The organism is Pseudomonas sp. PICF141 (genome assembly GCF_002286815.1).
In the GTDB taxonomy this organism is placed as follows: domain Bacteria; phylum Pseudomonadota; class Gammaproteobacteria; order Pseudomonadales; family Pseudomonadaceae; genus Aquipseudomonas.
The window spans coordinates 150,877-173,195 of the sequence record NZ_MUNM01000024.1 but is presented as its reverse complement, the minus strand read 5'-3'; the positions used below and the strand labels follow the sequence as shown (position 1 = coordinate 173,195).

Genomic DNA, 22,319 nt, shown 5'->3' with positions numbered 1-22,319 from the left:
CCGCCACAATGGCGGGTCCGAAAGGGGAAGAGTCAGAGTGTCGGCATCTGCCCGATGCGCCCGAACATTTCGGTCACGATCTGCAGATCCAGCAGGAACTGGTCGACGGTCTTGAACTCGTTGTCGTTGTGGCCGGTGTACTTGACTTCAGGCCTGGCCAGGCCGAATTGCACGCCATTGGGCAGCTCATGGACCGAAGTGGCGCCGGCAGAGGTGCCGAACTTGTGTTCCATGCCGAGGTTTTCGCTGGCCACGGCCAGCAGGGCCTTGACCCATTCGCCCTCAGGGTTGCGGTGCATCGGCTCGGCGATCGAGTAGTCAAAGGCCGCCGCAATCTGGGTCTTCTTGCTCCAGGTGCCAAGCTTGTCGGCGATTTCGGTCTTGAGCACTTCCGGGGATTTGCCTTTGGGCACCCGCAGGTTGACCGCGAGCTTGAAGGCTTTTTCATCCATCCCGATGTAGGTCAGGGAGGCGGTCAGCGGCCCCATGAAGTCATCGGAAAAGCCGACCCCCAATTTGCCACCCAGGTAGTCCAGCCCCCAGTTGTCGGCGGCGTAGCGGGCGGCATCGGTGATGTGGTTGTGCTTGAGCGCGACCTTCCCGTCGAGGCTGTTGATGAAGTCCAGCATCCTTGCCACCGGGTTGACGCCTGATTCGGGCTCGGAGGAATGGGCGGAAACGCCGGTGACCACAAGCTTGACGTCCTTGCCGACGACCTTGGCGCTCACCTCGAAGTTACCGCCATTGCGCTTGGCATAATCGCTACCTGCCTTCTGCAGGCTGGCAGCCAATTCGGCGGGCTTGGCAGTTACCAGGGTGGCGACCGACGTCGATGGAATCTGGTTGGTTGCCAGGCCGCCCGTCATTGCTGTGATTTCGGCGTCTTTGCCCTGTGCGGCGCGACGAGGAAAACTGGCCATGACGGTGCCATAGCCTTTCTCGGCAATCACCACCGGATAGCCGCCATCCAGCGCCAGGTTGTAGTTGGGTGTCGGATTCTTTTCGAAGTAATAAGGGATGGCGTCGCCGGTGGTTTCTTCAGTGGTGTCGATCAGAAGCTTGAAATTCCTCGCCAGCGGCAGCTTCTCTTCCTTGATGATCTTCATGGCGTAAAGCGCCACCACGATACCGTTCTTGTCATCCTCAGTGCCCCGGCCATACAGGCGGTCGCCGACCAGGGTGACCTTGAACGGATCGAGTCGGGTGCCGTCTTTCAAGACCCAGTTTTCTGGCGTCACGGGCACCACATCGGCATGCGCGTGAATACCTACGACTTCGTCGCCATTGCCCGCGAGGGAGATTTCATAGACGCGGTTGTCGATGTTGCGAAAGTTCAGGTTGAACGCTTGGGCAAGGCCCTTGAGCTTGTTGGCGATCTTGATGAATTCGGGATTGTCATGCTGGGCAACGCCGTCCACGCGGAAGGTCGGGATTGCCACCAGTTCGCGCAGAGTCTCGGTGGCAGCGTTGCCGTATTTCACCCGTGCATAGAGGCCGAGCAGGCGATGGATCTCGTTCTGTTGTTCCGCAGTAAGCGGCTTGTTGCCCTGGAAGGCACTGATTGCCGGGCCGAGATCGCTGGCGTGGGCAAGGTCGCTCTTGGCCAGGCGTCCCAGGAATTGCCTGAAATCGGTTACCGACGTGTCACTGAAGGTCTTGAGGATGGTCGCGCTCTGTTGCGGGGTGATGTTGGCATGGGCTGAGGTGGTGAACGACGAAAGGCTGGCCACCATCAGGGTGGTCGCGGCCAGGTGCTTGAGTGAGAAATCCATTGTTGGGGCATTCCTTTGCAGGCAGGTTGTAAGAAATATCTGCTCGATGAGTCAGAAACGTTGCCAAACTAACACCACCAAGGAGTGGTACGGGAGTCCCTGAAGTAGGATTTTTCGCACAAAAATGCAAAAGCGACGCAGGCTTGCTTCTGTGGCGAGGGGGCTTGCCCCCGTTCGGCTGCGAAGCAGTCGTAAAGCTTTTGGGGCCGCTTCGCGACCCAACGGGGGCAAGTCCCCTCGCCACAGAGTAAAATCAGAAGTTGTGGTGTGTCAGGCAGACTGCATCTGTCGGACTCACGACTGCTACGCAGCCGAACGCAGCCTCGCAGGCTCGGCAGCTGCTACATGGATTGCGTCGTGGCGCTCTTACCAGCGCAACTCGAAGGCATTATTCGCCCCCGGCAGGATGCTGCTGCCCAAGCGTGCGCACTCGCGAGCAAGGGTGTCGTGCAGCCATTGACGGTCATCCCTTTCGGCGCGACAGATGCGAAAACCACGCAAATGAGTGGGGACCAGGTCCAGCGACTGCAGGTGCCCGTTCGGGGCCAGCGAGGCAAAGTACAGAAGCCCCAGGTCGCCGCGAAAGGCTGTGTGGCCCTCGATGCCTTCGTAGTCGTTCAGCAGATCACCGCAGCCATAGAGAATCAGGCGTTCGCGGTACACCTCGATGCCCTTGATGTGGTGCGAGGAATGTCCATGCACCAGGTCAACTCCGGCCTCATCGATCAAGGCATGGGCGAACCGGACCTGTTCGCGTGGGATATCGAATCCCCAGTTGCCGCCCCAATGAATGGAGACGACCACCAGGTCCCGTGGTTTTTTGTCCCGGAGTATTCGTTCGACCACAGGGCGCAGGCTGTGCTTCGACAGATCCTCCAGGCACGCAACGCCTGCGCCTTTGTCCGTGGCGGCCCAGTCCGACGCTATGCCGCTGTCAGGTGCGCCGAGGCCATACACCAGCAAGCGTCGCCCGCCAGGCTGTGGCAACACAGCGGGTGCCTCGGCAGATTGCCGGTTGTGCCCGGCGCCGGCGCTACGCATGCCGTTGCTCGACAAGGAATCCAGCGTATCGACCAGGCCGGCGGCTCCCCAGTCCAGCACATGATTGTTGGCCAGCACGCAACAGTCGATGCCGGCTGCGCTGATGACCGGGAAGTTCTCCGGGCTCATGCGGTAATGGATGCCTTTTGGCGCCGGTCGTCCACGGCGGGACACTGCTGTTTCCAGATTGATGATGCGTGCGTGTGGCTGGCGACGTTCAAACTCATCCAATGCGGCGCCCCAGACATAGGTGAAATCGACGGGGAGGGGAATCGGGCCATTGAGTCTTTCTGCCAGCCGGACGTAAACGCCGGCATTCTTGACGTAGTCTTCATAAAGCTGCGGATCGCCAGGATGCGGCAGTATGGCGTCAATGCCACGGGCGGTCATGACGTCGCCGGCGAGAAACAGCTTCAGGGAGTCAGTATCAGTTGCCATGGCACCCTCCAGCATCAAGAGTAAGCATCTGTTTTAAAACAAATATATTTTTGTGTTGGCCTTCCCAGGCGAAGAGAAAGTTGATAAATTGCCGCCCGTTCTTGCAGCAACCCTTACAGGGTTTATAGGGCAAGGGCATTCGCTACAGATACAGGGGCGTCGCCAAGCGGTAAGGCAGCAGGTTTTGATCCTGCCATGCGTTGGTTCGAATCCAGCCGCCCCTGCCATTTTCCTGATACTCATCCAAGTATGGCCCCGCCGGCAGGCAGTGCGGGGAGTCCTGGAGAGTCGTCATACAGAAAACGCCAACGCCGATCCGGCCTGGCGTTTTTTTATGCCTGTAAATCCCTCTGGGTGACGTCTTTGACGTTCAGCCGTCTTGCGAGTGCAGCAAGCGCGGCGCCGTAGCGGCGCGCTCGCCAGTCACTCAGTGGGGCGCGCGAGGGATGGTCTTGAGCAGCTCTTCGGGGCTGATGTGGCCGACAACCGGCTGCACCACGCTGCCCGGTTGCGGCAAGTCAAGGATGTGTCCCTTCATCTTGCCGATCACGTGCATCTCGCAAGGCTTGCAGTCGAACTTCAGCGTCAGCACCTCATCACCATGCACCAGTTGCATCGGCGCGACTTTAGTACGCACGCCGGTGACGCCCTTGGCCTGTTTGGGGCAGAGGTTGAAGGAGAAACGCAGGCAGTGCTTGGTGATCATCACCGGCACTTCGCCGGTCTCCTCGTGAGCCTCATAGGCCGCGTCGATCAGCTTGACGCCGTGACGATGATAGAAGTCGCGGGCTTTCTGGTTATAGACGTTGGCCAGGAACGACAGGTGCGACTCCGGGTACACCGGTGGCGGCTCGGTCTCGGCCTTGCGACCACCACGAGGGTGGGCTTTGATGCGGGCTGTGGTCAGCGCTTCGATGACTTCGCGGCGCAAGGCCTTGAGCTGCGAGTTGGGAATGAAATACGCCTGCGGTGCATCCAGTTCGATCGCCGTGGCGTGATACTGAGTAGTACCCAGTTGGCCGAGCAGGTCGTGCAGTTGCTCCAGCGCCTGCTCGGGCTTGTTGGCCAGACCGAACGGACCGTTCAGGGTGACACTCACACTGACACCTTCCTCGCTGGTGGCGGTCAGCTCCAGGCGCTCCGCACGCAGGCGAGCGACCCAGGCAACACCGACCCGGCGCTCGGCGGAAGTCTTGAGCAGGGCCTGCTGCCAGTTGTGGTCCAGGTTGCGGCTCAACGGGTGATTCGGTCGCAACTGGTGCAACCCGTTTGGCATCTCATTGGGCTCCACACGGTAGCGGTAGCGCTTTTCCCCGTCCTCTTCGAACTCGCCCTTCGGCTCGGCGATGTTGGTACGCCAGCCCACGACTTCACGCTTGACCAGCACATTGAGGCCGTCGCCGTTGGACAGCGGTTCGTGGGTAACCACCAGCAGATCGCGCTTGCCGACTTTCTCCACCACGCCTACCGGCAGGCCGGTGAAGGTCGGTGTGTCGAAGGCGCCAATGTCGATCTTGCGGTCGCTGACGAAGTAGTCGGTGCTGCCACGGTGGAAGGTTTTGTCCGGATCGGGCACAAAGAAGTGTGCAGTGCGGCCGCTGGACGCGCGAGCCAGGTCCGGGCGGTCTTCGAGGACATCGTCCAGGCGCTGGCGATACCAGGCGGTGATGTTCTTCACATAGCCCATGTCTTTGTAGCGACCCTCGATCTTGAACGAGCGCACGCCGGCTTCCACCAGCGCGCGGATGTTGGCGCTCTGGTTGTTGTCCTTCATCGACAGCAAGTGTTTTTCGTAAGCGATCACACCGCCTTTTTCGTCCTTGAGGGTGTAGGGCAGGCGGCAAGCCTGGGAGCAGTCGCCACGGTTGGCGCTGCGGCCGGTCTGCGCATGGGAGATGTTGCACTGGCCGGAGAACGCCACGCACAACGCGCCGTGGATGAAGAATTCAATCGCCGCATCGGTTTCGTCGGCGATGGCACGGATCTCCTGCAGGTTCAGCTCGCGGGCCAGTACCAATTGGGAGAAGCCGGCCTGGTCGAGGAATTTCGCCCGCGCCAGGGTGCGGATGTCGGTCTGGGTGCTGGCGTGCAGCTCGATCGGCGGGATGTCCAGCTCCATCACGCCCAGGTCCTGGACGATCAGCGCGTCGACGCCGGCGTCGTACAACTGGTGGATCAGCTTGCGCGCCGGCTCCAGTTCGTTGTCGTGCAGGATCGTGTTGATGGTGGTGAACACCCGGGCGTGGTAGCGACGGGCGAATTCCACCAATTGGGCGATATCGCTCACCTCGTTACAGGCGTTGTGGCGGGCCCCGAAGCTCGGGCCCCCGATGTACACGGCGTCGGCGCCATGCAGGATGGCCTCCCGGGCGATGGCTACATCGCGGGCGGGGCTAAGCAATTCCAGATGATGTTTGGGCAGGGACATATTTTTTTAGTCGGGCTTGTCACGGTCGAGGTGCGCATTGTAGCGGCGAAATGCTTGATCAGCACCCACAGGCCCCTCCGCTGACGAGCGGCAACCGGATGAAACTGTGGTCAGCCTCTGCCAGGCATGTCGATGTCATGTTGATGCACCCGTCGATACAGCGTTGCCCGTGAGATGCCCAAAGCCTTGGCCGCGGCGGTGGGTTTCCAGCGATGACGCACGAGGGCATCGATCAGTGCCTGGCGTTCCGGACTGGCGCAGCGTTCCACGGTGTCAGCTGAAGCGGGATCATTGAGTCGGTGGCCGAGCAGTTGTTCCGGCAAGTCACTCAACTGAATCAAATGGGTCTCGCACACCGCACAGGCGTAACGCAGTACGTGCCGCAATTCGCGCACATTTCCCGGCCAGCGATAGCCGAGCAGGCATTCCAGCGCGGCGCTTCCCAGTTGTACCGCTATTCCACAGGCCGACGACTCTTCCTCGAGGATCCGGTTGATCAAGGCCAGCCGATCGCTGCGCTCGCGCAACGGCGGTAACTGGAACCGCGCACCTCTGAGGCGAAAATACAGGTCCTCGCGAAACTCCCCAGAGGTCACCAATGCTTGCAGATCGCGGTGGCTCGCGCAGACGACCTGAATGTCGATCGCTTTGCTTCGCGACGCTCCCAGAGGCGCCACTTCGCCCTCGGCTAAAACCCGCAACAGGCGGGTTTGCAGGGCCAGGGGCATATCACCGATTTCATCGAGAAACAGCGTGCCGCCGTGGGCCTGTTCCAGCAGACCTTGCATGCCTTTGCTCGAAGCACCGGTGAAGGCGCCAGCCACATAACCAAACAGCTCACTTTCGATGAGGTTTTCGGGAATCGCTGCGCAGTTCAGCGCGATAAATGGTCGATCACGGCGCAAGCTGGCCTGATGCAGTTGGCGGGCGAAGACTTCCTTGCCAGAACCGGTTTCTCCCTGGATCAGCACCGGTAGATTGCGGTCCTTGACCCGTACCGCAAGGCGCAGGCTTTCTTCCAGTCGCGGGTCGAGTTCGGCGGGGGACAGTACCCGACGCGCCGGGGTGCGTTTGATCCGCCGTGGCGCGTTGAGTCGGCCATGCAAGGTGTGGCGGGCTCCCTGGCAGTGAAACAGGCAAAGCGATTCGTCCCTGGCCCGATGCAATAGCTGTTGATCGAACACGTGGTCGATGTGTTCCGGCACTCGACCCAAGCTTTGCGACAGCCACTGCCGCGCCGCGGGGTTCAGCGCTTGCAGTCGTCCGTCATCGTCCCAGGCGAGCAGGTAATCGGGTTGGCTGTCGACGTAGCCCGGGCTGTTGTGGGCTCGCAGCACCCAGTAGCCCTGGGCACTGCTCATGAAAAACGCCTGTTCTATTTCCCGCGCGCTCTGCACCACCATTTGCCGGATCAGGTGTTGCGAGCGGCGGTCATCCGCAGAGCGCACCGCGGACACATCGAGCACGCCGAGCAGTTCGCCTCGAGGGTCGAAGACGGGCGCTGCAGAGCAGGTGAGCCCGATAAAAGCGGCGCGGAAGTGATCTCGCTTATGCACCGTGACCGGCGTCCGTGCGGTCAGCACCGCGGCCACGCCACAGGTGCCTTCTTCACCTTCTGACCAGCAGGTGCCCAGGTACAGGCCGGCTTTGCGGCAGTCATTGCGGATCGCGCTTTCCACGCGGTAGTCGATGGTCTGGCCCTGGGCATCGGTCAGCAACACGCAGTAGTCGGCATCGCGCACCCGACCATGGAGGCGGGCGACTTCTTCGCTGGCGATACGCAGGAACAGCTCTGAGCGTTCTTGACACTCTTGCAGCACGTTTTGCGAAAGGATCCGTGGCCCTTGTAATGAGCCGGGGTCCAGGTGGTGCTGCTCCATGGAGCGGCGCCAGGAGTCCAGAATCAAGTCCGGCACGGGCAGCTGCGGCAGGTGCGCTGCGTTCTTCAAAACACGGCTGACGCAATCCACGTGCGCCTTCGAGTGGGCGGAAAGCATTTAAGGTCTCCGGTTCGATGTTCTTTTAGTTGTGCGGCCATTAAGCGCCGTTCACGGACGCTCGACAAGCATCGGTTCACGCCCGGCGTCAGTGAGACGCAACGTCTCAAGGTCTCACCACGACCCGGTGCCGGCTGACATGGGACGTCTCAATCGAGCGTGATCCCAACCTTCATGGACTCAGGTCGGAGCCGCTCTGGAACAGGCCTCCTGGCGCTTTTTTGCAAATCTGGCACCGGCTTTGCTCTAGCCCCTGAAACGTAGCCCCAGCAACCAGTGCGCTGCCAACCCGATAATAAAAAGAGGTGCCCTATGTCCTCCTGCCGAGGCTTTTTCCCTGTTCTACCCGTGGTGCTGGCATGAGTCGCTTGCCATTGACCGTCGGCATCATTGCCAACCCCGCGTCCGGCCGGGATGTACGGCGCCTGACGGCGAATGCCGGGTTGTTTTCCAGCACCGACAAGGTCTCGGTGATCCAGCGGTTGCTGGCAGCTTTTGGTGCCACCGGTGTCGAGCGGGTGCTGATGCCCACCGACATGACCGGCATCGCCGCCGCGGTGTTGAAGAACAGTCATGGCCGCCAGGCGCGTGACAGCCACTGGCCTGCCCTGGAGTTCCTCGACCTTACCTTGCGCCAGAGCGTGGCGGACACCCGCCAGGCTGCGCGCTGGATGGCTGAACGCGGCGTATCGCTGATCGCCGTACTTGGCGGTGACGGCACCCACAAAGCGGTGGCTGCAGAAGTCGGCGACATTCCACTGCTGACACTGTCGACGGGGACCAACAATGCCTTTCCGGAACTGCGTGAGGCCACCAGTGCCGGGCTGGCCGGCGGGTTATTCGCCAGCGGGCGGATTCCACCCGAAATCGCTTTGCGCCGCAATAAACGTCTGCTGGTGCGGATTGCGAACCGCGACCTGTGCGAAGTGGCCTTGGTGGACGTGGCGGTGTCCTCGCTGCCGTTTATCGGTGCCCGCGCCATCAGCCGTGGGATCGATCTGGCGGAGGTGTTTGTCACCTTCGCCGAACCTCAGTCCATTGGCCTTTCGGCGCTCTGTGGCTTGTGGTTTCCGGTATCGCGCCAAGCCCCCAATGGCGCCTGGATGCGCCTTGATCCGCACTCTTGCGAAGCGTTGCTGGTGCCACTGGCGCCCGGCCTGCTGCAAGGCTGCGGCGTGCTCGCCGCCGCCAGCCTTGAACCGGGCGTTGCCCATGGTCTGAGCCTGACCAGCGGCACCCTGGCCCTGGATGGCGAGCGGGAAATCGAATTCAACGCCCCTGATTTACCCACCGTTACCCTCGATGCCGGCGGTCCGCTGAGCATCGATGTCAATGCGGCGCTGGCCTATGCAGCGCGAGAGCGGCTGCTGGCCATCGGTCGTGAACATCCGCAACACCCTTTGAACCTTGCACCTTGAAACCTGAGCCTCAAGACACCCTGGAGAATAAAAATGTCGACACAGCTGACCGCTGATCAATTGCTGCATGCCTATCGGGTGATGCGCACCATCCGCGTCTTTGAAGAGCGCTTGCACGTGGAGTTCGCCACTGGCGAGATTCCCGGTTTCGTTCATCTTTATGCCGGTGAAGAAGCCTCGGCCGCCGGTGTCATGGCGCACCTGGGGGATGATGATTGCATCGCCTCCAACCACCGTGGCCATGGTCATTGCATCGCCAAGGGCGTTGATGTGTACGGGATGATGGCCGAAATCTACGGCAAGAAAACCGGGGTCTGCCAGGGCAAGGGCGGCTCCATGCACATTGCCGATTTCGAGAAGGGCATGCTCGGCGCCAACGGCATCGTCGGCGCCGGCGCACCGCTGGTTGTGGGCGCGGCTCTGGCCGCCAGACTCAAAGGTACCGACAGCGTTGCGGTGGTGTTCTTCGGTGACGGCGGCTCCAATGAAGGGGCGGTATTCGAAGCGATGAACATGGCTTCGGTGTGGAACCTGCCGTGCCTGTTCGTTGCCGAGAACAATGGCTATGCCGAGGCCACGGCCTCCAACTGGTCTGTGGCGTGCGATCACATCGCCGACCGCGCAGCCGGCTTCGGCATGCCCGGGGTCACCGTCGACGGCTTCGATTTTTTCGCTGTTCATGAAGCCGCCGGTGCCGCCGTGGAGCGGGCTCGCGCCGGTGAAGGACCGTCGCTGATCGAGGTCAAGCTGACCCGCTATTACGGCCATTTCGAGGGCGACGCCCAGACCTACCGGGCACCGGACGAGGTCAAGTATTTCCGCGAGCACAACGACTGCCTGATGCAGTTTCGCGAACGCACCACCCGGACCGGTCTGATTAATGCCAGCCAGTTGGACCAGATCGATAGCGAAGTGGACCTGCTGATCGAAAATGCCGTGCGCAAGGCCAAGTCCGACCCCAAGCCGAGCGCGGCCGACCTGCTGACCGACGTCTACGTTTCCTATCCCTGAACGCCCCCATAACAAGAATCGAGACCTTCATCATGGCGAGAAAAATCAGTTATCAGCAGGCAATCAACGAAGCCCTGGCCCAGGAAATGCGTCGCGACTCCAGCGTGTTCATCATGGGGGAGGACGTCGCTGGCGGCGCCGGTGCTCCCGGTGAAAACGACGCCTGGGGCGGGGTGCTAGGCGTGACCAAGGGCCTCTATCACCAGTTCCCCGGACGTGTGCTGGACACGCCGCTGTCGGAGTTGGGTTATGTCGGGGCCGCGGTAGGCGCAGCGACCTGTGGTGTACGCCCGGTGTGTGAATTGATGTTTGTCGACTTTGCCGGTTGCTGCCTGGACCAGATCCTCAATCAGGCGGCCAAGTTTCGCTACATGTTCGGTGGCAAGGCCTCCACCCCGTTGGTGATTCGCACCATGGTCGGCGCGGGCCTGCGGGCAGCGGCTCAACACTCGCAAATGCTCACATCGCTGTGGACCCACATCCCCGGGCTGAAAGTCGTCTGCCCGTCGTCTCCTTATGACGCCAAGGGCCTGTTGATCCAGGCTATTCGCGACAACGACCCGGTGATCTTCTGCGAACACAAACTGCTCTACAGCATGCAGGGCGAGGTACCGGAAGAGCTCTATACCATCCCGTTCGGTGAAGCCAATTTCCTGCGCGATGGTAAAGACGTGACGCTGGTCTCCTATGGGCGCACGGTCAATACGGCGATGGATGCAGCCCGCAACCTGGCAGCGCGAGGCATTGACTGCGAGGTCATCGACCTGCGCACCACCAGTCCGCTGGACGAAGATAGCATTCTCGAAAGCGTGGAAAAGACCGGGCGCCTGATGGTGATTGACGAAGCCAACCCGCGCTGTTCCATGGCCACTGACATCTCGGCCCTGGTGGCGCAAAAAGCCTTCGCCTCGCTCAAGGCGCCGATCGAGATGGTGACTGCGCCGCACACCCCGGTGCCCTTCACCGACGCCCTGGAAGACCTTTATATCCCTGATGCGGCGAAGATCGAGAACGCCGTGCTCAAGTTGATCGAGTGGAGCAAGCGTTCATGAGCCAGATTCATACCCTGACAATGCCCAAGTGGGGCTTGTCCATGACAGAAGGCCGGGTCGATGTCTGGCTCAAGGAGGAGGGCCAGGCGATCGCCAAGGGTGAGGAAGTGCTCGATGTGGAAACCGACAAAATTTCCAGCAGCGTCGAGGCGCCGTTTTCCGGTGTGCTGCGTCGGCAGATCGCGCGCCAGGATGAAACCCTTGCGGTCGGTGCGTTGCTCGGCATCGTGGTCGACGGCGAAGCCAGCGAGGCCGAAATCGATGCAGTGATCGAGCAGTTTCAGGCCACGTTCGTGCCGGGTGACGGCGCCGAGGAAGACACTGGGCCGAAACCGCAGAAAGTCGAACTGGACGGGCGGCTGATCCGTTACTTCGAGCGCGGTGAGGGCGGGGTGCCGTTGCTGCTGGTGCACGGGTTTGGCGGCGATCTGAACAATTGGATGTTCAATCATGAAGCACTGGCTGCCGAGCGCCGGGTGATTGCTCTGGATCTGCCGGGCCATGGCGAATCGACCAAACAGCTGGAGCACGGAAACCTGGATGAACTGAGCGGCGTGGTGCTGGCATTGCTCGATCACCTGGACATCCCCTCAGCGCATTTGGTGGGTCACTCCATGGGCGGCGCGGTATCACTGAACACAGCGCGTCTGGCGCCGCAACGGGTTCGTTCCCTGACTTTGATCGGCAGCGCCGGTCTGGGCGCGGACATCAACGGCGATTACCTGCAAGGTTTTGTCGAGGCGGCCAGCCGCAATGCCCTCAAGCCACCGCTGGTGCAACTGTTCTCCGACCCCGAACTGGTCAATCGGCAGATGCTCGAAGACATGCTCAAGTACAAGCGCCTCGAAGGGGTGGACACAGCCCTGCGCCAGCTGGTTTCGGGATTGTTCAAGGAAGGACGGCAACAGTTCGATCTGCGCGACGTGGTGCAAGAAAGCCGGCAGCCGGTGTTGCTGATCTGGGGCGGTGACGACGCGATCATTCCTGCCGCCCACAGTGCTGGCCTGACAGCTCGGGTCGAGATCCTGCCGGGCCAGGCGCACATGGTGCAGATGGAAGCGGCCGAGCAGGTCAACCGGCTGATTCTGGACTTTGTGCAACAACACTGATGCTCCCATGGCGACCGCTTGCCGGTCGCCAAGGCCAACGACTTCAAGGAGATAGCAACATGAGCCTTTCAATTGATCCGACCCGCCGCATGCGCGCCGCTGTGTGGCATGGCCGTCACGATATCCGTGTCGAAGACGTTCCGTTGCCCGTGTCGCCACCTGCGGGCTGGGTCCAGATTCGCGTGCAATGGTGCGGTATTTGCGGCTCCGACCTGCATGAATACGTGGCCGGGCCGGTGTTCATTCCGGTGGAGGCGCCGCACCCGCTGACCGGAATCAAGGGGCAGTGCATTCTCGGTCATGAGTTCTGTGGTGAAATCGTCGAACTGGGAGCCGGTGTCGAGGGGTTCAGTGTGGGTGAGCCAGTGGCAGCCGACGCCTGTCAGCACTGTGGCACCTGTTATTACTGCACCCACGGCTTGTACAACATCTGCGAGAACCTGGCCTTCACCGGACTGATGAACAATGGTGCGTTCGCCGAGTTGGTCAACGTGCCGGCCAATCTGCTGTACAAGTTGCCGGCCAACTTTCCCGCCGAGGCCGGGGCGCTGATCGAACCGCTGGCCGTGGGCATGCACGCGGTGAAAAAGGCCGGGAGTGTACTGGGGAAAAATGTAGTGGTGGTTGGCGCGGGAACCATCGGCCTGTGCACCATCATGTGTGCCAAGGCTGCTGGTGCGGCCCAGGTCATCGCCCTGGAAATGTCAGGAGCGCGCAAGGCCAAGGCTCTGGAGGTTGGGGCGAGCCATGTGCTGGACCCCAATGAATGCGACGCTCTGGCAGAGGTGCGGCGCCTGACCGGCGGACTTGGCGCGGATGTCAGCTTCGAATGCATCGGCAACAAACACACGGCCAAGCTCGCTATTGACCTCATCCGCAAGGCCGGTATGTGTGTGCTGGTGGGCATCTTCGAGGAACCCAGCGAGTTCAATTTCTTTGAGTTGGTCTCCACCGAAAAACAGGTGCTGGGTGCGCTCGCCTACAACGGCGAGTTCGCCGATGTGATCGCCTTTATTGCCGACGGCCGGCTGGACATCACACCCCTGGTAACCGGGCGCATTCAGCTGGAACAGATCGTGAGGCAGGGCTTTGAGGAATTGGTCAACAACAAGGAGCACAACGTGAAAATCATCGTGTCTCCCGCTCGAGTCTGATGGCCCAGCCTGTATAGAAATTTCTGGATCTGGACAGCGGGTGCTGGATGCGGGTTTTCAGCATCCGCTACAGGCATAAAAAAAGGACCTCTGAAAAGAGGTCCTTTGTTTTTCCATGCTTCAGCGTAACGATTGCTTAGTTCTTCACTGTTTCCTCAAGAGAGAAACGCCCCAGTGGATTCTGCTGGAAGTTTTCGATGTTCTTGCGCGAAATGTTGATGTAAGGGCTGTAGTAAAGGTCGATCCAGTTGACGTCATTTTTGGCGATCTTCTGCAGGTCGACATACATTTGTTCACGCTTGGCCGGGGCCGCTTCAATGCGGGCTGCTGATACCAGATCCTTGACCTTGTCGTTCTTGTAGCGGGTCATGTAGTTCATGTTGGTGTCGTGGCCCAGAACGAAGGTGGTCTTCTGGTCCGGGTCGAGAATGTCGTTGGTCCAGTACATCACGGACAGGTCGTAGTCACCGTCGACCAGCATCTGCCAGCTCTGGGTGGGGTCGACCTTTTGCAGGGTGGCGGTCACACCGACGGCCGCCAGTTGCTGCTGAACCAGCACGGCAATCTGTTCATCGGCTTCGTTGCCTGCGTTAACCACGTAATTCAGCTTCATGCCCGCTGCGCCGGCATCTTTCAGCATTTGCCTGGCTTTGACCGGGTCGAATGGACGCTGCAAGTTGTCCGCGTAGTGGTAAAGCGAGCCTTTGGGAATGTAGGAGTAAGCCTCCTGGCCATGGCCGAAAGTGACGGTGTCGACCACCGATTTTTTGTTGATGGCCATGTCCAGCGCCTGACGTACTTCAGGCTTGGCCAGCAGCCCGTGCTCATGGTTGATCAGCAGGTGATCTTCCCGAGTGGAAGGGTCGGAGTGGATGGTCAGGTTGGGATCCTTGCGCAGCGCATCGACGCGCGAAAACGGTACGAAAATCGCTGTATCCAGCTCACCTGCCTGTACTTTGAGCATCCGGGTATTGTCGTCCGGAATGGAAATCCACTCCACGCCATCCAGGCTGACCTTGTCGGCCTGCCAGAAATGCGGGTTCTTCTCCAGCTTCACGCGATCGCCGCGCAGCCATTCCTTGACAAAGAATGCCCCTGACACCACAGGCTCCTGGGCATAAGCGTCTTCGCCCATGCGGGTCATGGCCTTCTGCGAGAGCACCGACACAGTCGGCGAGGCCAGTTGCGAAAGGAACGGCACCGACGGGGCGGTCAGGGTGACGACCAGGGTTTGCGGATCGGCCGCTTTCGCGGTGTCGATCAGTTTGTAGGCATCGCTCCACAGCGAGGCCTTGTTATCGCGAGTCCGCAACAGACTGAATGCCGCATCATCGGCGGTGATCGGCGAGCCGTCGGAGAATTTCGCCTTGCGCATTTTGAAGGTGTAGGTCAGGCCATCGTCGGAGACTTTCCAGCTTTCAGCCAGGCCAGGTTCCATCTTGCTGCCGGCCTTGTTGACCCGTATCAGCGTGTCGTAGACATTGGAAAACACCCAGGTATCGCGGTTTTGCGCGCTTTTGATCGGGTCGAACGTGGTGCTTTCTTCACGGCAACCGATGGTGAGTACACCCGCTGCCTGGGCAATGCCGCTGGCAAGGGTGCAAGCGGTCAATGTGGCGGCTGCAAGCAATTTCAAATGCCTGGATCTCATGGTCAAACTCCTTCTTGATGAGTACGTGGTTTTTTAAAACAAAGGCTCCTCGAGCACGCAGTCGTAACGGCGAGCATCGAGTTGACGGGTAGGGGGCGCCACCTGGCGACAAGTGGCACGAACGTAGCGACAGCGCGGGTGGAAGGCGCAGCCGGATGGCAACTGCAAAGGGCTGGGCGGTTCACCGGGCAATGGGTCGGCGGGTAGCATCCGGGCTGGATCGATTTCTGGAATCGACTGGATCAGCGCGGCGGTATAGGGATGTCGCGGGGAGCGAAATACGTCCTCCACGGGGCCTTCCTCGACGATCTTGCCCAGGTACATCACCGCCACCCGATCACAGAGCCGGCGAACGATCGCCAGATCATGGGCGATGAACACAATCGCCAGGTTCATGCGCTGACGCAGCTCCAGCAGCAGGTTGATGATCTGCCCCTGGATGGACACGTCCAGCGCGGCGACGCATTCATCGGCGACGATCAGGCGTGGCTCCACGGCCAGCGCACGGGCGATTCCGACACGCTGGCATTGGCCGCCGCTCAAGGCGTGCGGTTTGCGGGCGGCTAATTCCGGGCGCAGACCGACCAACGTCAGCAGTTCATCGACACGGGCGGCAATCAGCGATTCCGGCACCTTGCGTTGTACCCGAAGCACTTCTGCCAGGGTCTGGCCGATGCTCAAGCGTGGATTGAGCGCGGCATAGGGGTCTTGAAAAACCATCGCCGTCTCATGACGCAGTCTCTCGATATCGATCTTCCCGGCATGGGCCATGTCGATGCCATCGAACAGCACCTGCCCGGCGTGAATCTCGTTGAGGTGCAGGATCGCCCGCCCCAGGCTGCTTTTTCCGCTGCCCGACTCGCCGACCAGCCCGAGGGTTTCACCCGCCGAGAGGCTCAGCGAAACGCCGTTGACCGCTGTCAGCCATTGCCGGTTCATGCCCAGAAAACCAGTGCCCGGCGCGGCGAAGCGCACATGCAGATCCTTGACCTTGAGCAGGGTCATGAGCGGTCTCCGGCGGCCAAGGGGTAATGACAAGCGATGCGGTGTCCATGGCTGACCGGCTGCAAACCCGGCATCAGTGTTGTGCACTTGTTGCCGATTTGCTGGCAGCGCGGATTGAAGCGACAACCCTGGGGCAGGGCGTCGAGCAAGGGCGGTTGCCCGGCGATGGTTTTGAGCAATGCGTGACCGTGGCTGGTGGCCGGTTGACAGTCGATCAACCCCGCGGTGTACGGGTGGCGTGGATGAGCCAGTACCTCGTGCTTGTTGCCGTGCTCGCACAAGCGTCCGGCGTACATCACCGCAATCGAGTCGCAGGTCTGCGCGACGACCCCCAGATCATGGGTGATCATGATGATCGACAGGCCACGCTGGTCGCGCAGATCGAGCAATAGGCGCAGGATCTGCGCTTGGACTGTGACGTCGAGGGCGGTGGTCGGTTCGTCGGCAATCAGCACGTGCGGGTTGCAACCCAGCGCCACGGCAATCATCGCTCGCTGGCGCATGCCGCCGGAGAATTCGTGAGGGTAACTGTCAACCCGCCGCTGCGGATCGGGAATGCCCACTTGCCGAAGGACGTCGATGGCCTGGGCGCGGGCTTCACGCTTGCTGGCGCCCTGGTGCAGACGAATACCTTCGCCAATCTGCTCGCCGATGCGCATCAACGGGTCGAGATGGCTGCTGGGGTTCTGGAAAATCATCCCCAATTGACGCCCACGCATGCGGCGCATGCCGGCCTCGTCCAGGCGCAGCAGATTTTCTCCGGCCAGTTGCACGGCGGTGCCTTCGACACGCAGGTTTGGCGATGGCAGCAGCCTCATTAAACCGCGACAGGCCATGGTTTTACCGGAGCCGCTTTCGCCCACCAGTCCAAGCACTTCACCCTCGGCCAGATCGAAGGACAAGCGATCCACCAGCGTCACCTCGTGCTCACCCTTGCGGGCGATAACGCTGAGCTCTTCGACCTTCAGCACAGGCGCACTCACGAACGTTCACCCAAGTGTTCGGCAACCGCATCGGCCAGCAGGCTGAAGCCCATGGCCAGGGTGACGATCGCCAATCCCGGGAAGGTGCAGATCCACCAGGCGGAGGTGATGAAACTCTGACCTTCGGCGACCATCGTGCCCCACTCGGCGGTCGGTGGTTGAACACCAAGACCGAGGTAACTGACCGCCGCGCCGCTGAGCAATACCAGCACCGCATCGGACATGGAAAACACGATCGAGCCGAACATCGCGTTTGGCAGCAGGTGCCGAAACAGAATGCGTCCATGGCCGAAGCCAAGGCTTTTGGCGGCCAGGGCAAAATCGCTTTCCTTGAGGATCAGGATCTGCGAGCGGATCAAGCGTGCATAGGACACCCAGCCCACCAATGCCATGGCGATATAGAAACTCATCAGGCCGGGACCGAGGATCGCCATGATGGCCAGCATCAACACCAGGAACGGGAAGGCCAGGATGATATCGATCAGGCGCATGCAGAACGTGTCGAAACGCCCGCCGATGTAGCCGGACAACGCCCCGACACACGTGCCGATCAGAAACGGGAAAATCACCCCGATCACCGCCAGCTGCAAGTCGACGCGGGCCGACCAGATCACTCGGGACAAAACGTCGCGGCCAAAATTGTCAGTGCCGAACGGGTGGGCTAGATGGGGCGCCAGCAAGCGTATATCAGTGTTCTGGACGATCGGATCGAAGGGTGCGATCCAGGGCGCGAAGATCGCCAGCACCAGCCAGCCCAGCAGGATTGCCAGGCCCAATCCCATTGCCAGTCGAGGATTGCGCAAACCCAGGCGCAGATTCGGTCGAGGAACCGTCGTTGCCTGGCTGTTCATCGGATTTTCACCCGTGGATCGATGGCGACTGTCACCACGTCGGCGAGAAAGTTGACCGCCACAGTGGCGCAGGCCAGCACCATCGCCACGCCCTGGACCACCATGTAGTCACGGGTGAAGATGCCTCGGACCAACAACTGGCCGATCCCGGGAATGGCGAACAGACTTTCGATGACCACCGTGCCGCTGATCAGCCAGCCGATGTTCACCGCCAGCAGGTTGACGGCGGGTACCAGGGAGTTGGGCAGCACATGGCGACGAAACACCGCGTCTTCAGACAGGCCGCGAGCCCGGGCTGCCGTGACGTGGTCGGCTTGCAACTCCATCAGCATGCTTGCCCTCAGGTTACGTATCAAAACCGCCGATAACGCCAGGGCAATGGTCAGGCAGGGCAAGACCATGTGGTGCAGTTTGTCCAGCCAGGAACGGCCGTAGCCGGAAACCGGGAACCAGCCCAGTTGTACGCTGAACAGCAGGATCAACATGATCCCCAGCCAAAACGCCGGCATGCCGAGGCCGGCGGTGGTGAACAGGCGGATCAGGTTGTCGCCCCAACCACCCTTGTGCCGGGCCGCAACGGTGGCCAGCGGCACCGCGATCAACATGGCCAGCAGCACGCTGCCCAGCACCAGAAACAACGTGGGCTCGATGCGCGTGCTGATCAGCTTCAAGGCGTCGACCTTGTACAGCAATGACTGGCCAAGGTCGCCGTTGAACAGGTTTTTCAGGAAGTAGAAGTACTGCATCCACAGCGGCTGATCGAGGCCGAACTGAGCACGCACCCTGAGCAGCCCCTCTGGCGTACTGCGCGAGCCGAGCAGGGCGCGCGCCGGGTCGCCGGGAATCGATCGCACCAGCACAAACGTGATGAGACTGATGCCGAACAGCACCGGCAGCAGCTGCAGGGGGCGTGACAGGATGAAACGGTAACGCGACAGATTCATCGACTAACCTCGGTGCCGCTGGAGGAAATCCAGTAACACCGGAAAGTAGGCATGAGGTTCTTCGTAGAAGGGCATGTGGCTGCTGTTGGGGAATACATGCAGTGCCGCGTCCTTGAGCGCCATTTTCATGCGCATGGCACAGGCGGGCGTCAGTTCGTCGTGCTGGCCGGTGGTAATCAATACCGGCATGGTGAAGTCGGCCATTTCCTGAAGACGGTTCCAGTCTTTCAGGTTGCCGACGTAGAGAAACTCATTGGGCCCCTGCATGGTTGTGTAGGGGCCCATGTTCCAGTCGCCCAGAGAGCGTGTGACCGGCGCCGGCCATTCGTCCAGGCGGCAGACGTGGCGATAGTTGAGCAGGGTGATTGCCGCTTGGTATTGAGGGTGATCGAGGGTGCCCATGGCTTCATGGCGCTGCATCATGGCCACGGTTTCGCTGCCGAGTGCACCCCGCAGACGTTCCAGTTCCTGAGACAGGTGCGGGATATCGCCTACGGTATTTTCCAGAATCAGGGTTTTAATTGCATGAGGGTGGTAAATGGCATATTCGATCGCCAACCAGCCGCCCCAGGAGTGCCCCAGCAAGTGCACCCGGCCCAGGTCGAGGGCCTGCCGAACGGTTTCCACCTCAGCGACATAACGGGAAATATCCCACAGTGATGGGTCTTGAGGTCTGTCAGACGCGCCGGTGCCGAGTTGGTCGAAGGCGACCACGCGCAACCCCTTGTCCTTGAGCCAGCCATGGGCGTCACGCAGATAATCGCAAGGAAGCCCCGGGCCGCCATTGAGGCACAACAGGACTTCATCGCCCTCGCCGAAGCTGTAAACCACGAGATTGTGGCCATCGACTTCGACATTAAAGTGCTGGTCCGGCTCGATTTCACGCCACATCGCAACTCTCCCTTTATGATGCTGACCGGTTCGGATGCAAACTAAATGGCCTACCTTACTGAGTAAGTCATGTGCCCAAAAGCTAGTATTTGTTATAGGTTTGGTCTGGCAGTCCCTCGCCGAGGCGTGGCATTCTACGTGCTGAATTTCAGGATTGAAATTAATTACGGAGCGCAATGGATGCAGAGCAAGCTATCTGACGTCAATCCCCGTCTTTTATCGGGCAAGAGCCTGGATGAGCAGATGGACAACGCCTTGCTGTTGGCCCAGGAGCTGGGCTTCGATGCTTTGGTGTACGACTACAGCCCCGTGCCGCTGGACCATGAAGGCAAGTTGATCACGCCCTCGGTACTCAAACTGCGCAACACGCCATCCGATTGGCATACGCGTTGGTGTACGGAGGGTTACTACCAGATCGACCCTGTCCAGCAGGTGGCACTCGATCGTGTTTCACCCTTTGTCTGGTCCTACAAACCCGGGACTGACACCCTGCTGGAGCCGGTGATCAATCAGTGCCATGCCCCCGTGGTGAGCTATCTGGAAGACACGCAAATGACGTGTGGTGTCTCGGTTCCGATTCATCTGCCCAGAGGCGGTTTTGCTTCGTTGACGGGGTTGCGTACCGGCAGCAGCGCCAGTGTGTTGCACGATGCCCGGCAGACCCTGGCCGACTTCAGCCTGATTTCCCATGCGTTACAGGAGGCGGCCTATCCGTTGCTTGGCAAGGAGGCTCACACGCCTCCCGTTCATCTGACCAAACGTGAACGCGAGTGCCTTAAATGGGCGGCCCAGGGGCTGACCGCCGCCGAGATTGCCAATCAACTGAATCGTTCATTGGCCACCATCAGCCTTCATCTGACGTCCGCCATGCATAAACTCGGGGCCAAGAATCGAGTCCAGGCCGTGGTTCGGGCCACCCACTATCGATTACTCGATAGCTGAAACGGGGCAAAAACCTATCTGTTTCTCTAGTTATTTTGAAGGTCTGATCCAGATATCGTGTGCCGTACGGTTTTTCAGGGGCGGCACGAAGAAATGGAATCTATTGGAACACGCGAAGGCTTTGCACCTTTTGGTCCTTATCAGACCTGGTACCGCGTCACAGGTCACTTTGACGGCAAAAAAACGCCGCTGGTGATTTTGCATGGCGGCCCGGGCTGCACACATGATTACGTTGATGCGTTCAAGGACATCGCCGGGAGCGGCTATCCGGTGATTCATTACGATCAACTGGGTAATGGTCGCTCGACCCACCTGCCGGAAAAAGACGCTTCGTTCTGGAACGTGGCGCTGTTTCTCGAGGAGCTGGACAATCTGCTGGATCATCTTCAGATCAGCGACAATTACGCGCTGCTGGGGCAATCCTGGGGCGGCATGCTCGCCAGCGAACACGCCGTATTGCAACCGGCAGGGCTACGGGCCTTGATCCTCGCCAATGCTCCTTCGGACATGCGCGTCTGGGTCGAGGAAGCCAACCGCTTACGCAAACTGCTGCCGGGCGGTGTGCATGAAACATTGCTTGAACACGAACAGGCAGGGGATTTTCAAGCGCCCGCCTATCAAGAAGCCTCAAGGGTTTTTTACGACAACCATGTGTGTCGTTTACTGCCCTGGCCCGACGAAGTCGCACGTACTTTTGCCCAGGTCGATGCCGACCCCACCGTTTACCATGCCATGAGCGGGCCGACGGAGTTTCATGTGATCGGCAGCCTGAAAGACTGGACCATCGTCGACCGCTTGCAGAGCATCAACGTGCCGACGCTGGTAATTTCCGGTCGCTACGATGAAGCCACACCGAAGGTGGTCAAACCCTATCTGGAGAAGATCCCGAACGCTCGCTGGGCGTTGTTCGAGAACTCCAGCCATATGCCCCATGTCGAGGAGCGGGTCGGCTGCATGGGAACGGTGGTGAGGTTCCTGGATGAGTGCTTGTAGGCGGAACGGCCCGTGAGGTCCACGGGCCTGCTTGTGCGGCAAAACCACTCAACGATCATCGGCTTGCTGCGATCTCATCGTGGCATGAGGGAACAAATGGACCTCTGAAAAGAGGTCCATTTTTTTCGCCCGCAAAAAAACCTTTTGCACCCAAATCATCGCTCCGACCGCACGCACCATTCGTCAACTGCGCTGCACTCTTGGCATGGACAAGGTCTCCAAAGAAGTTCCATTACCTGGTATTGGAGACTGAGATGAAACCTGATCCTTCCACCACCCAGGATGAGCCCACCCAGGATTTGAGCAACCCCAATGACGACGGTTGCGTGCTCGGTACCGCTGGCCGCGATGAAGACCCGAATGCCACCACCGACTGGGACAAGGAAAGGAATGCTGAAGACCATCGCCAAGGCCCGAGTGACGCCCGAGGCATGCCCGGTTACCCCCGCGACGCGCCTGATGAGCAGACGCCATCGACAACCAAAACCCGGGCACAAACCAGCGAAGCGGAGCCGGGCATCGAAACGCCAGAACAGGATAACGACAAGGTCGGTTGATTTGCGCCGAGGTGATGGAGAGCTGCCACAGCCTCGCTCCAACATGGATCCATGCAGTCGTGATGACGTGCATCGGAAATAA

General features: G+C 60.3%; 18 protein-coding genes and 1 tRNA gene. 9 read left to right on the top strand and 10 right to left on the bottom strand.

The window, feature by feature from the left end; genetic code table 11:
• Positions 1-32: 32 nt before the first annotated feature.
• On the bottom strand, positions 33-1,772 hold the full coding sequence (locus tag BZL43_RS04265) for a dipeptidase (protein WP_095631152.1): 1,740 nt from the start codon (positions 1,770-1,772) through the stop codon (positions 33-35).
• A gap of 366 nt (positions 1,773-2,138) precedes the next feature.
• Entirely contained in the window at positions 2,139-3,251 is a 1,113-nt protein-coding gene (locus tag BZL43_RS04260) for a CapA family protein (protein ID WP_095631151.1), read from the bottom strand.
• Positions 3,252-3,403: 152 nt separating this feature from the next.
• On the opposite strand from BZL43_RS04260, the gene BZL43_RS04255 reads away from it, so the two are divergent.
• Positions 3,404-3,478 (top strand) — tRNA-Gln (locus BZL43_RS04255).
• Between the two features lie 200 nt (positions 3,479-3,678).
• Here the strand turns inward: BZL43_RS04255 and BZL43_RS04250 are convergent.
• Together BZL43_RS04250 and BZL43_RS04245 are read right to left on the bottom strand one after the other, a co-directional pair.
• On the bottom strand, positions 3,679-5,679 hold the full coding sequence (locus BZL43_RS04250; protein ID WP_095631150.1) for a U32 family peptidase: 2,001 nt from the start codon (positions 5,677-5,679) through the stop codon (positions 3,679-3,681).
• A 110-nt stretch (positions 5,680-5,789) separates the two neighbouring features.
• Positions 5,790-7,676 (bottom strand): sigma-54-dependent Fis family transcriptional regulator, encoded by a 1,887-nt coding sequence (locus BZL43_RS04245; protein WP_095631149.1) that lies wholly within the window; start codon positions 7,674-7,676, stop codon positions 5,790-5,792.
• Positions 7,677-8,035: 359 nt separating this feature from the next.
• Here BZL43_RS04245 and BZL43_RS04240 point away from each other — a divergent pair, with 359 nt between their 5' ends.
• From BZL43_RS04240 to BZL43_RS04220, 5 genes are all read left to right on the top strand, one after another.
• Complete coding sequence (locus BZL43_RS04240) at positions 8,036-9,094, top strand: ATP-NAD kinase family protein (protein WP_095631148.1); 1,059 nt, start codon at positions 8,036-8,038, stop codon at positions 9,092-9,094.
• Positions 9,095-9,127: 33 nt separating this feature from the next.
• Positions 9,128-10,105, top strand: a complete 978-nt coding sequence (locus BZL43_RS04235) for a thiamine pyrophosphate-dependent dehydrogenase E1 component subunit alpha (protein ID WP_095631147.1) — start codon at positions 9,128-9,130, stop codon at positions 10,103-10,105.
• A 32-nt stretch (positions 10,106-10,137) separates the two neighbouring features.
• Positions 10,138-11,157 carry an alpha-ketoacid dehydrogenase subunit beta gene (locus BZL43_RS04230; RefSeq protein ID WP_095631146.1) on the top strand — a complete coding sequence of 340 codons (1,020 nt, stop codon included), beginning with the start codon at positions 10,138-10,140 and terminating at the stop codon, positions 11,155-11,157.
• Positions 11,154-12,266 (top strand): acetoin dehydrogenase dihydrolipoyllysine-residue acetyltransferase subunit, encoded by a 1,113-nt coding sequence (locus BZL43_RS04225; protein WP_095631145.1) that lies wholly within the window; start codon positions 11,154-11,156, stop codon positions 12,264-12,266. Before BZL43_RS04230 ends, BZL43_RS04225 begins: the two co-directional genes overlap by 4 nt.
• A gap of 89 nt (positions 12,267-12,355) precedes the next feature.
• Positions 12,356-13,420 carry a 2,3-butanediol dehydrogenase gene (locus BZL43_RS04220; RefSeq protein ID WP_256582799.1) on the top strand — a complete coding sequence of 355 codons (1,065 nt, stop codon included), beginning with the start codon at positions 12,356-12,358 and terminating at the stop codon, positions 13,418-13,420.
• Positions 13,421-13,556: 136 nt separating this feature from the next.
• On the opposite strand, the gene BZL43_RS04215 is transcribed toward BZL43_RS04220, so the two are convergent.
• The 6 genes from BZL43_RS04215 to BZL43_RS04190 are packed head-to-tail and all read right to left on the bottom strand — an operon-like array spanning position 13,557 to position 19,745.
• Positions 13,557-15,071, bottom strand: coding sequence for an ABC transporter substrate-binding protein (locus tag BZL43_RS04215; RefSeq protein ID WP_095631143.1), 1,515 nt, complete (start codon positions 15,069-15,071; stop codon positions 13,557-13,559).
• 33 nt (positions 15,072-15,104) lie between these two features.
• The gene (locus BZL43_RS04210) at positions 15,105-16,076 is read right to left on the bottom strand and encodes an ABC transporter ATP-binding protein (protein ID WP_095631142.1); all 972 of its coding nucleotides are present in this window, start codon (positions 16,074-16,076) and stop codon (positions 15,105-15,107) included.
• Complete coding sequence (locus tag BZL43_RS04205) at positions 16,073-17,059, bottom strand: ABC transporter ATP-binding protein (protein ID WP_095631141.1); 987 nt, start codon at positions 17,057-17,059, stop codon at positions 16,073-16,075. Before BZL43_RS04205 ends, BZL43_RS04210 begins: the two co-directional genes overlap by 4 nt.
• Positions 17,056-17,910, bottom strand: coding sequence for an ABC transporter permease (locus BZL43_RS04200; protein ID WP_095631140.1), 855 nt, complete (start codon positions 17,908-17,910; stop codon positions 17,056-17,058). Before BZL43_RS04200 ends, BZL43_RS04205 begins: the two co-directional genes overlap by 4 nt.
• A complete protein-coding gene (locus BZL43_RS04195) occupies positions 17,907-18,854 on the bottom strand; it encodes an ABC transporter permease (RefSeq protein WP_095631139.1) in 948 nt (315 codons plus the stop codon). Before BZL43_RS04195 ends, BZL43_RS04200 begins: the two co-directional genes overlap by 4 nt.
• Positions 18,855-18,857: 3 nt before the next feature.
• Positions 18,858-19,745 (bottom strand): proline iminopeptidase-family hydrolase, encoded by an 888-nt coding sequence (locus BZL43_RS04190; protein WP_095631138.1) that lies wholly within the window; start codon positions 19,743-19,745, stop codon positions 18,858-18,860.
• Positions 19,746-19,925: 180 nt separating this feature from the next.
• Between BZL43_RS04190 and BZL43_RS04185 the strand changes: the two genes are divergently transcribed.
• The 3 genes from BZL43_RS04185 (at position 19,926) to BZL43_RS04175 (ending at position 22,237) form a co-directional block, all read left to right on the top strand.
• Complete coding sequence (locus tag BZL43_RS04185; RefSeq protein WP_095631137.1) at positions 19,926-20,687, top strand: LuxR family transcriptional regulator; 762 nt, start codon at positions 19,926-19,928, stop codon at positions 20,685-20,687.
• Between the two features lie 93 nt (positions 20,688-20,780).
• Positions 20,781-21,680 carry a proline iminopeptidase-family hydrolase gene (locus BZL43_RS04180; RefSeq protein WP_095631136.1) on the top strand — a complete coding sequence of 300 codons (900 nt, stop codon included), beginning with the start codon at positions 20,781-20,783 and terminating at the stop codon, positions 21,678-21,680.
• 254 nt (positions 21,681-21,934) lie between these two features.
• On the top strand, positions 21,935-22,237 hold the full coding sequence (locus BZL43_RS04175) for a hypothetical protein (RefSeq protein WP_095631135.1): 303 nt from the start codon (positions 21,935-21,937) through the stop codon (positions 22,235-22,237).
• Positions 22,238-22,319: the final 82 nt, after the last annotated feature.

Coding starts and splice junctions, on each gene's coding strand:
- BZL43_RS04265 (WP_095631152.1), bottom strand. CDS start 1,772: ATGGATTTCTCACTCAAGCACCTGGCCGCGACCACCCTGATGGTGGCC.
- BZL43_RS04200 (WP_095631140.1), bottom strand. CDS start 17,910: ATGAACAGCCAGGCAACGACGGTTCCTCGACCGAATCTGCGCCTGGGT.
- BZL43_RS04185 (WP_095631137.1), top strand. CDS start 19,926: ATGCAGAGCAAGCTATCTGACGTCAATCCCCGTCTTTTATCGGGCAAG.
- BZL43_RS04175 (WP_095631135.1), top strand. CDS start 21,935: ATGAAACCTGATCCTTCCACCACCCAGGATGAGCCCACCCAGGATTTG.
- BZL43_RS04250 (WP_095631150.1), bottom strand. CDS start 5,679: ATGTCCCTGCCCAAACATCATCTGGAATTGCTTAGCCCCGCCCGCGAT.
- BZL43_RS04230 (WP_095631146.1), top strand. CDS start 10,138: ATGGCGAGAAAAATCAGTTATCAGCAGGCAATCAACGAAGCCCTGGCC.
- BZL43_RS04215 (WP_095631143.1), bottom strand. CDS start 15,071: ATGAGATCCAGGCATTTGAAATTGCTTGCAGCCGCCACATTGACCGCT.
- BZL43_RS04220 (WP_256582799.1), top strand. CDS start 12,356: ATGCGCGCCGCTGTGTGGCATGGCCGTCACGATATCCGTGTCGAAGAC.
- BZL43_RS04190 (WP_095631138.1), bottom strand. CDS start 19,745: ATGTGGCGTGAAATCGAGCCGGACCAGCACTTTAATGTCGAAGTCGAT.
- BZL43_RS04260 (WP_095631151.1), bottom strand. CDS start 3,251: ATGGCAACTGATACTGACTCCCTGAAGCTGTTTCTCGCCGGCGACGTC.
- BZL43_RS04240 (WP_095631148.1), top strand. CDS start 8,036: ATGAGTCGCTTGCCATTGACCGTCGGCATCATTGCCAACCCCGCGTCC.
- BZL43_RS04245 (WP_095631149.1), bottom strand. CDS start 7,676: ATGCTTTCCGCCCACTCGAAGGCGCACGTGGATTGCGTCAGCCGTGTT.
- BZL43_RS04210 (WP_095631142.1), bottom strand. CDS start 16,076: ATGACCCTGCTCAAGGTCAAGGATCTGCATGTGCGCTTCGCCGCGCCG.
- BZL43_RS04225 (WP_095631145.1), top strand. CDS start 11,154: ATGAGCCAGATTCATACCCTGACAATGCCCAAGTGGGGCTTGTCCATG.
- BZL43_RS04235 (WP_095631147.1), top strand. CDS start 9,128: ATGTCGACACAGCTGACCGCTGATCAATTGCTGCATGCCTATCGGGTG.
- BZL43_RS04180 (WP_095631136.1), top strand. CDS start 20,781: ATGGAATCTATTGGAACACGCGAAGGCTTTGCACCTTTTGGTCCTTAT.
- BZL43_RS04195 (WP_095631139.1), bottom strand. CDS start 18,854: ATGAATCTGTCGCGTTACCGTTTCATCCTGTCACGCCCCCTGCAGCTG.